This is a genomic window from Flavobacterium sp. GNP011, assembly GCF_056428925.1.
Map to the genome: position 1 here is coordinate 37,073 of NZ_JBWJVJ010000023.1, position 10,890 is coordinate 47,962.

Genomic DNA, 10,890 nt, shown 5'->3' on the forward strand with positions numbered 1-10,890 from the left:
ATTATTAATTTTAAGCAAAACTTATTATGAATGCAAAATACGCTTTTAGTGCAGTATGTTTTGGGGAAGTTTTATGGGATATTTTTCCAACACATAAAAAAATTGGAGGAGCTCCATTAAATGTCGCTTTACGAATGAATTCTTTTGGAGTAGAAACAACAATTATTAGTCGTGTCGGTATGGACGAAGATGGGAAGGAAATTATATCTTTTATAAATAATCAGGATGTAAGTTCAGATTCTATCCAAATAGGGGAAGATTATAAAACAGGCGTGGTTAATGTGATGATTAATGAAAAGGGAAATGCTTCCTATGATATTCATTACCCGTCTTCCTGGGACAAAATTGTACCCACAAAAAAAATGGATGAGAAAGTTTCGGAATCAGATGTTTTTGTTTTCGGGAGTTTAATATGTCGTGATGAAGTTTCCAGATCTACTTTGTATGGCCTTTTGGATAAAGCTAAATATAAAGTTTTGGATGCAAATCTAAGAGCTCCTTATTACACCAAAGACGTACTTACTGAGCTGATGTTAAAAGCTGATTTTATTAAGCTCAATGATGAAGAATTAATTGAGATAAGTCAGCAATTGGAATCACCTTATAATTCCTTTGAACAGAATATTAAATTTATCGCTGAAAAGACAAATACAAAACATGTTTGTGTAACAAAAGGTGCTTTTGGAGCGGTCTTGTATTACAATGATAAATTTTATTATAACAGCGGTTATTTTATAAAAGTAGTTGATACTGTAGGTGCAGGGGATTCCTTTTTAGCTACATTAATAGTACGATTATTAAGAGGAAAATCACCTCAAAAAGCGTTAAATTTTGCTTGTGCTATTGGCGCTTTAGTAGCTGGACAAGAAGGAGCTAATCCTCAGATTTCAGAAAAGGAAATAAATGATTACATGAAAATTAAGAAACAAAGCATAAAAAATAGTTTGTGATTTTATTAATGCATTGAGGGTGTTTTCTTTTAATTATAACTAGCGGGTTTTGTCTTTTTGCATAACTTTAGGCTGAATATTGCAATCCTCCTTATGGATATCTTGAATGAATTAAGTGGAAATGGAAACTACCCATTATTATTTCAATAAATACTAGTAGTGATTGTTTTATTTATGTATAGGAAAGTATTCTGAGGATTAACCTAAAAGTACTGAATAATCAACTAATAGATTAAGTGTATTTTTTCAGATAATTTCATGTTAAAATATTTTAATGATTTAGGAGGCATTTGCAATAACACTTTGTATTTTGTAAGTTTTATTTATTAGAATTTTAATTTCAACAGGTATAGCTTTTTTGAGTGTTACAATTGTTGCAAATGTGTAACGGTCAATTTGAAAGGTTAATTCTTTTTCAATCTCGCAAACGGCAGTAATTTCTTTTAGATAGGCATTCATTTTTTGATTTCTTAGAATAGGAATCAATTTGTTTTGGTTGATATAATCAGTATGTTGTTCATATTTGTCGATGATCATTAGTGTATCGGGAAGGATGGGAATCTTTGAAACTGATTTTTTTTTGTCTGTGGGTAAATATCTATTTCTACATCAATCCCAATACTTATATGCGATTTTGTTAGTTTTTGACAGCAATGTATGCCAAGCCGGTAAAGCAGCTGAAAAGGAAAATATCGCGTACTAGTCTCAGTCGCTCTGTCTTGAAATGCTTATTGATGATGTTTTGAATTTCAACCTCAGATAAATAAACTCGTTCCACATCTTTGACTTTGGATTTATAGTTTGCAAATGGATTTTTATCTAACCAATCAATGGCCAAGCAAAGCTTGATTATTTTATTTAAGTTTTTTTAGATATTTAACAGCTGTGTTATTAGCACAATTTTTAACGCTTTGTAACCAAAATTCGTAATCGGTTATAAAGGCATGATCAATCTTTGTAATATCGATATATGAAACATTGTATTTCCATTGCATGAATTCAATAGTATGTTTCAACGAAGTTGTATATCGTTCTAATGTTTCTGGAGAGTATTCTTTTCCAACAAGCTCTTTTATTTTGTTGTTGTTGTCTTGGAAGATAGGGACTAGCATTCTTGTTCATTCATCAACTCCTAATAGTTTGCCTTAATTGTTTCGGTAGTTACAACTATCTTTTTATGGATTAATTCCATTTCAGTATCTTTTATTTGACTTTTCAGTATATCAAGATAGTTATTTATTGAACGAGCTTCTTCTGAAGTACCTTTCATTTTACTTTCTTCTGTAGACCATTTAGATATTTCTACAAATCGGTTTGTACTTAATTCGATACCTTTTTCGTTGATTGTATTTCTGGTGTAGATAGGAACTAAACCGTTTGCAGCTGCTTTCGCTTTCTTTGCATAAAAGAGAATTGAAACTTTTATTTTCATTGTGTTGACCTTTTAGCTGTTATTAAATTTAACTTCAATATGACTAATCCACAAGATGTACAATTTTTAAACTGGTTGTTGAACTGGCTGAAAACCGTGTGAATAATAGTCTGAAATAAAAATCGGTTACCCAAAATATGGATTGTTTAGGGTAACCGATTTTATTCCTTTAGGTTCAAGAATGAATATTTTATATGTGATAAAAAAAACCCTTAAAATCATACGATTTTAAGGGTTTTAATTCAATTTGCTTTCCAGCTGGCGGAGAAAGAGGGATTCGAACCCCCGGACCTGTTACAGTCAACAGTTTTCAAGACTGCCGCATTCGACCGCTCTGCCATTTCTCCAGTATTTCACTTTCATTATCTGATTGCGAGTGCAAATATAACAAGTTTTTTCGAATCTACAATATTCTTTTGATGTTTTACAAAAAAAAGAATCTTAAAAAAAAAATTAGAATATAGATCAATTTTTTAAGACAAAATACAACACAAATTTTGTGTCTTTATACTTAGCTAAGAATACAGAATTGCCAACGAGATTCCAGAATTGTAGTGTTGTAATGAAATCGAAAACATTTGTAACAGATAATTTTTAAGGCTTTCATGAAATAAAAAAGCCCAAAACTTGCGTTTCGGGCTTTCCTTGCGGAGAAAGAGGGATTCGAACCCCCGGACCTGTTACAGTCAACAGTTTTCAAGACTGCCGCATTCGACCGCTCTGCCATTTCTCCAGTAAGTCGATCTCATTAGCTGATTTCGACTGCAAATGTAAGGCTCTTTTTGGGTTATGCAAGTGTATTTTTGAAAAAAAATAAAGATAATTTTGATTTATTTTATAAAATATTCATAATCTTATGGTTACAAATAAATTTATTTTTACTTTTTTTCAAAACAAACTAATACCTTACGTGTTCTGTTATTTCTAATCCATAACCAATCATTCCCACGCGTTTTGTGCCTTCGGTATTGGTTACTAATCTTATTTTCGAAATGTCAATATCATGTAATATTTGAGCTCCGATACCAAAATCTTTGCTATCAATAATGATTTTTGGTGCTTTTAGAGTTCCATTTTGCTGCAAAATTTTTAACTCAGTCAACCTATTTAAGAAATTTAAAGATTGTATGTCTTGATTTATGAAAATTAATGCCCCTTTTCCTTCTTCATTAATCACCTTAAACATGTCATCTAATTGTTGGTCGGCATTATTTGTTAAGGTCCCCAATAAATCATTATTCACTAATGATGAGTTAATTCGCGTGAGTATAGAATCACCTAAATTCCAAGTTCCTTTAGTTAAGGAAATATGAATTTGTTTATTAGTAGTTTGCTGGTAAGCTCTCAGTCTAAAAGTACCAAAACGAGTTTCTATATTGAAATCTTCTTTTTTTACAATTAAACTATCATGTTGCATTCTATAAGCTACTAGGGCTTCAATAGAGACTAATTTTAAATTGAATTTCTTGGCAACTTCTACTAATTGAGGTAGACGAGCCATGGTTCCATCTTCATTCATTATTTCTACAATAACACCAGCAGGTTTAAATCCTGCAAGTCTTGCAAAATCAATTGCAGCCTCTGTATGACCTGTTCTTCTCAATACACCACCTTGTTTGGCTATTAGCGGAAAAATATGTCCTGGTCTAGCTAGGTCATGTGGTTTTGTGTTTTGATCTACTAAGGAAAGTATTGTTTTGGCTCTATCTGAAGCTGATATTCCAGTTGTAACTCCGTTCCCGCGCAAGTCAACCGAAACTGTAAAAGCAGTTTCCATGGGATCCGTATTATTACTTACCATAACATGAAGGCCTAATTCTTTACAACGGTTTTCTGTAAGTGGTGCACATATCAATCCACGACCGTGAGTAGCCATAAAATTTATCATTTCGGGTGTTACCATTTCGGCTGCTGCCAAAAAATCACCTTCGTTTTCACGATCTTCATCATCAACAACTATAATTACTTTACCTTGTCTAATGTCTTCTATTGCTTCTTCAATAGTGTTAAGTTGTATTGTATTTGAACTCATGTGTGTGTTAGTTTTGTGTTGTTGGAAATAATTTTTTAAATAACTTTTGAAAAGGTAAAAGAATGACATCCATATTAATAAGACCTATGTCGTTAGTTGCTCGATAGGTTAATAATATAGCAAAAGGCGTTAGTATAATAGAAGATAGCCAAGCTCCAAGGAAAGGTGTCATCCCATCTTCTTGAGCAAGTCTTTTTCCAAAAGTATTAATGAAATGGTAAGTTATAAAAATAAGTACAGCAAAAACAATAGGCAATCCTAAACCACCTTTTCTAATTATTGCTCCTAGGGGTGCACCAATAAAAAACATTAAAAAACAAGCAAAAACAATTACAAATTTGTCGTAAAATGCAATTAAGTGTTTATTGATGTTTTTTTGTTTATTTAGAATTTCATTTCTTATTGATTCAATAGAGTAGGAGGTGTTGGTAATGTTGCTACTAGCTATTTTTAAAATTTCTGATTTTTGTTGATTGGTATACAAACTCAAAATATCATTTGGTAAAGCTTTTTTAACTTTAGATTTAGTAAAAACTTTAGCGCTTGGAAAATTAATCCTTGCAGAAGGGTTGTCTGTAAAACTTTTGATATCTGTTTTGATATTTTTGTTTAAAGAATCAAGTGTGTAAGATAGTTCATTTATCGTTAACATCGTATTAGTATTGGTTACCGATGCATCGTTAACGTCAGTTTTATTCAACTCTGTTAAATCAATGTTTATAATTTGTTTTTTAAATGAACTTTTAGCAAAAGGCATTTTGCTTCTATCTTCATATTTTTTTGGAACAATATCTTCATAATAATACCCATCGTTTAAAACTAATTGTAGAATACTAGATTCTTCACTACTATTCAACGAACCGTTTTTGGCTTTTATTACTGTTTTACTTCCATCACCAATATTAGATTTTTTGTGAATGGTAATGCCAGTAAGTTCATTACCTTCTTTTCCTGACTTTTTGTTGACTTTAATGTTGTAAAACCCTACGTCATTAAATTGTCCTTCAGCAATAGCAAGTGCGGGTTTTACTTGAGCAATATTTTTACGGAAATTAATAAACTTATATTCAGCATACGGAATTACATTGTTTGCAAAGAAAAAGGCCATGACACTTAACAATATTATAAAAATTGTCAGCATTCTCATGGCTCTTTGTAGTGATATTCCAGAGGATTTCATGGCTGCAAATTCATAATTTTCAGCAAGATTCCCAAAAGTCATTATGGAAGCTAGTAAAATAGATAATGGTAATACTAGCGGAACTATACGCGGCATTGCAAAGGCTAAAAATTTAATAACCATTACTAGGTCTAAATCTTTACCCGCTAATTCTGATATAAATAACCAAACGGTTTGTAAAATGAAAATAAAAAATAAGATTACAAATACCGTGGTAAATGTAGTCAGGAACGTTTTTAATAAGTATTTGTCAAGAATTTTCACCTAGTGCATTAATCTAATTTGTTGATGTAGTAATTTGGATATTTACTTGACGCAAATGTAAATTGATTTTTTGACAAAGGTTGATTGGTTTTAAAAGAATTAACGGTTAATGTGGTTTTTGTTCCTTTTTTTCCAATTTCAATGAGATTATAGATGTGTTTTGTTTGAATGTCAATGCCTAATAAAACCTCTTTTCTTTGATCTTTTGTACTTACAGGTACTAATTTTATATATTGAATTTTTCTACCCTTAACATTTTGAACAATATCCATTGTGTATTTGTATCCAGAATTAAAAAAAGTCAACATTTTTGACGGAGTGATGGCATTATCATCTTTTTCATTAAGATTTGAAATGGTAATTTCTTCGTCCTCTGGGACAATGGTGTATGTTTTTTTTCCGTCAAATATTTTAGTTACTCCCATGAAATTTAGAACGTATTGGTTCCCTTTCATGGTAACATTTCCTTTACTATCCTGGTTGATATTTTCTTTTGCATTATTTAATGAATATTTAAAATCAATAGCGATATTATTGTAACTTTTAACTTTAGCAGTAACTTGATCTAGTAAATCTTTGGCTTTTTTATCCTGAGCATTAACTGAAAGTGTGAGTAAAAAAAGTAAACTAAAAGTAATAATTGTTGAACTAAAAGTTTTCATCTCAATCTTTTTTGTTTTCAAAGCGTTTAATTTCATGGTTTAATTATTTTGTTCATTATTGAAAAATTGATCTAGAGAACTCATATCAAGTATGTTTACGCTTCGTGCTTTACTACCTTCAAATGGTCCAACTATACCAGCAGCTTCTAATTGATCAATAAGTCTACCTGCTCTGTTGTATCCTAATTTTAATTTTCGTTGAAGTAGTGAAGCCGAACCTTGTTGCGCATTAACAATAATCTCTGCAGCTTCCCTGAAAAGTGTATCTCTTTCAGAAATATCTACATCAAGATTAATGCCACTTTCTTCTCCTACAAACTCAGGAAGTAAATAAGCAGTAGCATAGGCTTTTTGAGCGCCTATAAATTCAGTTATTTTTTCTACTTCAGGAGTGTCAATAAAAGCACATTGTACACGAACTACATCATTACCATTTGTGTATAACATATCTCCACGTCCAATCAACTGATCAGCTCCTTGCGTATCCAAAATTGTTCTTGAATCAATTTTTGAAGTTACTCTAAATGCAATTCTCGCAGGGAAATTGGCTTTTATTAAACCGGTGATTACATTTACCGATGGACGCTGAGTTGCTATAATTAAATGTATACCAATAGCTCGTGCTAATTGAGCCAGTCGTGCAATAGGGACCTCAACTTCTTTTCCTGCAGTCATGATCAAATCGGCAAATTCATCTACTACAAGAACAATATAAGGTAAAAAACGGTGTCCATTTTCTGGATTCAATTTTCTAGCCTTGAACTTATCGTTATATTCTTTGATATTTCTCACCATCGCATCCTTAAGTAAGGAATAACGATTATCCATTTCTACACAGAGAGAGTTTAATGTATTAACAACTTTAGCATTATCGGTGATAATAGCATCATCCATATCTGGGAGTTTTGCTAAATAATGTCTTTCTATTTTATTAAAAAGAGTAAGTTCTACTTTTTTTGGATCAACCAACACAAATTTTACTTCTGCTGGATGTTTCTTGTACAGTAATGATGTTAAAACTGCATTTAGCCCAACTGATTTTCCTTGTCCTGTGGCACCTGCCATCAATAAGTGCGGCATTTTGGCTAAATCCACAACAAAAGTTTCATTAGAAATTGTTTTTCCAAGTGCGATAGGCAATTCCATTTCAGCCTCTTGAAATTTGGCTGAGCCAATGACACTTTTCATAGAAACCATGGTAGGGTTCTTATTTGGTACTTCAATACCAATAGTTCCTTTTCCTGGGATAGGAGCAATAATACGTATTCCTAAAGCGGATAAAGACAAGGCGATATCGTCTTCAAGACTTTTGATTTTTGAAATTCTAATTCCAGCCTCAGGTACAATTTCATATAATGTAACCGATGGACCTACGGTAGCTTTTATTTGTGCAATTTCTATTTTATAATTGCGTAAAGTGTCAACAATTTTATTTTTATTTTCCTCAAGCTCTGCTTGGTTGATTGTAATTCCTCCTGTTGAATATTCTTTTAGTAAATCAATTACAGGAAATTTATAATTTGATAAATCAAGAGTTGGATCAAATAACCCAAAATCAGCCACTAGTCTTGAAGCAAGATTCTCTTCAATGATATCTTCTTCAGCAGCTTTTTCAATCACAAAAGTATCTTCGGTATTTTTAATGATTTCAGGTTCTCTTTGAGGCGAAACAACCATTGAAAGTGGTTTTGTTACAGGTTCTCTTATTAGATCAGATGCATTGTTGATAGTAGGTTTAAGCGCTTCTTTATTAATTTCAAATTGATTTCCATTGGTTTTTAAATGAATATCATCTTTTTCCTCTTCGTCAACAGCAAATTCCTCCAAGTTGTAATTACTGTTAGTTTCATTTTTTGTTGAAGTATTTATTGAGTCTAGTGTGCTTTCTTTAGATCTATTAAAAAAGGATTGAATGGTTTCTGGTGAAAGTTTCATTTTGAAAATGATATAAATCACTAATCCGAAAAGTAAGGCCAAAAAGGTTCCTGTTTTACCCAAATAATCTTGTAAGAATAAATTGAGTTCATATCCAACAATTCCTCCTAATTCTGGTAATGAAGTGGCAAAAAAACCAAATAAAATTGAAAGTATAATAATTGCAAATAAGTCCCAAAACCAAATATTCTTCAATCTCTTAACCGGAATCCCTACGACAAGATACAAACCCGATAAGAAAAATAATCGCACAAATATAAAAGAAGCTGCCCCAAAACCTTTGTAAACAAAAGTGTCTGCTAATAATGCTCCAAATTTACCAAGCCAGTTTTGAACAAGTTCTTCTCTATTCGTTATCTCTTGAACTGCACTTTGATCTTGTTGTCCATAGATAAAAAAAGAAATGAATGCTAATAACAAGGCTACAGAAAAAAGAACAAGCATAGTGCCAATAACTATTTTCTGTTGTTTAGAGATTTGGATTTTTTGATTGCTAGAAGAAGTGTCCTTCTTATTATTGATAGGGGCTTTTGTTTTTTTTGCCATTGATGTATTTGTAAATTACCTAGAAAAGAATGGGATGTAAATAATTAGCCCAATAACAATTGCTGTGATTGCTGCAAAGAAAACAGCGCCAGCAGCAATATCTTTGATAAACCCAATTTTTTCATGAAAATTAGGATGAATAAAATCAGCAATTTTTTCTACTGCAGTGTTTAACCCTTCAATGCTTATAACCATGCCAATAGCTAAAGTTTGTATTAACCATTCTGTTTTTGATATACCAAAATAAAAACCAGCAATGGTTACAATGCTTCCAAGGAAACATTGCACCATAATGCTGTGTTCTGTTCGTATTAATTTGATTGCGCCATTAAAAGCAAAACGAAAACTTTTTAATCGCCCTGTAAAAAAAGTATTGTCTTTTTTGAACTCCATTAAATTAATTTTATAGAACGCTTAAAGCTGCTTCATAATTAGGTTCATCAGCAATCTCAGCTACTTGTTCTGTATGGGTAATAACACCATTTTCATCTACAACAATTACAACTCTTGAGTGTAATCCTGCAAGTGGGCCATCTGTGATTTCTAAGCCGTTTGTTTTACCAAAGTTTCCTTCAACAAAGTCAGACAAATTTACTACATTTTCTAAACCTTCAGCACCACAAAAACGATTTTGCGCAAATGGTAAATCTCTAGAAATGCACAAAACTATTGTATTATCTAAAGCACTTGCACTTTCATTAAATTTTCTAACAGATGCTGCACAAGTTCCTGTATCAATACTTGGAAAAATGTTTAAAACTAATTTTTTACCTGCAAAATCTTGTAATGATACAACTGATAAATCAGTTTTAATTAATTTAAAATCAGCGATTTTACTTCCTATAGTTGGTAATTCGCCCGAAGTGTGTATTGGATTTCCCCCTAATGTTATTGTAGCCATGTTTATTTTTTTTTATGAAGTTCAAAAGTATGAAATTTATTTAAGAATAATGAGGTAACAACCGTTCTAAAATTGATGTTTTTTTTAATTCAAAGAAATCTTAAAACTCTCTTTCTGAACCTAGATTTATTTATAAAATTTAAAATAAACACAGGCAGATTAAAATTTTATAGTACTATGCTTTTTTGACTAAAAAACAAAAAAAAACGCACCCTAAAAAGCGTGCGTTATATTCTTATTGTTATACTGATTATTTATCAATAGAACCTAAAACTCGTTTCATAAAGGAGTTTAAAGCTTCTTTTTTCTCAGTACCATTTTTCACTAATTTGTTTACTTCAAGTGCACCATACATATTTGATATTAGCTCACCAATTACATCCAGTTCTTCATCTTTCAAAGATGGAATTTCGGTCATTGACTCAAGAACGTCAATAGTTTCAATTATAAAGTCTTCGTCATTTTCTTCAATAAACTGAGTTAAATGCTTTATTACAGGTAGTTTCATTTGTTTTAAGTTTAAAGTTTAGGTTTTTAACAGTTTAAGGTTTTGAATTGCATTTACATTAAACTTATTTACAAAGTATAGCAACTTTAAACTTTAAACTAAAAAAAATAATTACACTATTTCGTTTACCAATTCTATTAAAACTTCAGCTTTATTGGTCTGAGTTTCGTTTACCAATTGTCCATTTACAAATGTTGCAAACGTTGGTAAATTGCTCACATTAGCTAGTTTTCTTGATTCTGGAAAGTTTTCAGCATCAACAAGAGCGAAAGTTATAGTTTCATTTTCTGAAGCTAATTTTTTGAACTTAGGCTTCATGATACGACAGTTTCCACACCAAGAAGCAGAAAATTGCACTACCACTTTTTCCTCTTTTGCAATTAAATCTTTAAGCGTATCATCGGTTAAAGATTTAATTGCAAAAGATCGATTCGTGCTCGATGAACCGGGCGCCTATGGCTTAGATCACCGACTGCCCAT

The 10,890-nt window shown here is 31.5% G+C and carries 12 protein-coding genes and 2 tRNA genes; 1 reads left to right on the plus strand and 13 read right to left on the minus strand.

The annotated features are described in order from the left end of the window. The first annotated feature begins 26 nt into the window (after positions 1-26). Positions 27-950 (plus strand): carbohydrate kinase family protein, encoded by a 924-nt coding sequence (locus tag AC061E_RS15250; protein ID WP_478287017.1) that lies wholly within the window; start codon positions 27-29, stop codon positions 948-950. Positions 951-1,229: 279 nt separating this feature from the next. Here the strand turns inward: AC061E_RS15250 and AC061E_RS15255 are convergent, their stop codons facing one another. The 13 genes from AC061E_RS15255 to AC061E_RS15315 form a co-directional block, all read right to left on the minus strand. Beyond that, positions 1,230-1,487: a site-specific integrase gene (locus tag AC061E_RS15255; RefSeq protein ID WP_478287018.1), complete on the minus strand. Its 258-nt coding sequence runs from the start codon at positions 1,485-1,487 to the stop codon at positions 1,230-1,232. Between the two features lie 317 nt (positions 1,488-1,804). Beyond that, complete coding sequence (locus AC061E_RS15260; protein WP_478287019.1) at positions 1,805-2,062, minus strand: phage integrase SAM-like domain-containing protein; 258 nt, start codon at positions 2,060-2,062, stop codon at positions 1,805-1,807. A gap of 20 nt (positions 2,063-2,082) precedes the next feature. Further along, positions 2,083-2,382 (minus strand): Arm DNA-binding domain-containing protein, encoded by a 300-nt coding sequence (locus AC061E_RS15265; RefSeq protein WP_478287020.1) that lies wholly within the window; start codon positions 2,380-2,382, stop codon positions 2,083-2,085. Positions 2,383-2,641: 259 nt separating this feature from the next. Further along, positions 2,642-2,729 (minus strand) — tRNA-Ser (locus AC061E_RS15270). 301 nt (positions 2,730-3,030) lie between these two features. After that, positions 3,031-3,115, minus strand: a tRNA-Ser gene (locus AC061E_RS15275). Between the two features lie 165 nt (positions 3,116-3,280). Continuing rightward, positions 3,281-4,414, minus strand: coding sequence for a 3,4-dihydroxy-2-butanone-4-phosphate synthase (gene ribB, locus AC061E_RS15280; RefSeq protein WP_478287021.1), 1,134 nt, complete (start codon positions 4,412-4,414; stop codon positions 3,281-3,283). A 7-nt stretch (positions 4,415-4,421) separates the two neighbouring features. Further along, entirely contained in the window at positions 4,422-5,858 is a 1,437-nt protein-coding gene (locus AC061E_RS15285) for an LptF/LptG family permease (protein WP_478287022.1), read from the minus strand. Positions 5,859-5,866: 8 nt separating this feature from the next. Then, on the minus strand, positions 5,867-6,520 hold the full coding sequence (gene lolA1, locus AC061E_RS15290; RefSeq protein WP_478287023.1) for an outer membrane lipoprotein periplasmic chaperone LolA1: 654 nt from the start codon (positions 6,518-6,520) through the stop codon (positions 5,867-5,869). 39 nt (positions 6,521-6,559) lie between these two features. Next, positions 6,560-9,001 carry a DNA translocase FtsK gene (locus tag AC061E_RS15295; protein WP_478287024.1) on the minus strand — a complete coding sequence of 814 codons (2,442 nt, stop codon included), beginning with the start codon at positions 8,999-9,001 and terminating at the stop codon, positions 6,560-6,562. 15 nt (positions 9,002-9,016) lie between these two features. Continuing rightward, positions 9,017-9,394, minus strand: a complete 378-nt coding sequence (locus AC061E_RS15300) for a diacylglycerol kinase family protein (protein ID WP_478287025.1) — start codon at positions 9,392-9,394, stop codon at positions 9,017-9,019. Positions 9,395-9,404: 10 nt separating this feature from the next. Beyond that, positions 9,405-9,902 carry a thiol peroxidase gene (gene tpx / locus AC061E_RS15305; RefSeq protein ID WP_478287026.1) on the minus strand — a complete coding sequence of 166 codons (498 nt, stop codon included), beginning with the start codon at positions 9,900-9,902 and terminating at the stop codon, positions 9,405-9,407. Positions 9,903-10,152: 250 nt separating this feature from the next. Further along, the gene (locus tag AC061E_RS15310) at positions 10,153-10,410 is read right to left on the minus strand and encodes a DUF6952 family protein (RefSeq protein ID WP_478287027.1); all 258 of its coding nucleotides are present in this window, start codon (positions 10,408-10,410) and stop codon (positions 10,153-10,155) included. Positions 10,411-10,521: 111 nt separating this feature from the next. Further along, positions 10,522-10,827 (minus strand): thioredoxin family protein, encoded by a 306-nt coding sequence (locus AC061E_RS15315; protein ID WP_478287028.1) that lies wholly within the window; start codon positions 10,825-10,827, stop codon positions 10,522-10,524. Positions 10,828-10,890 lie beyond the last annotated feature (63 nt).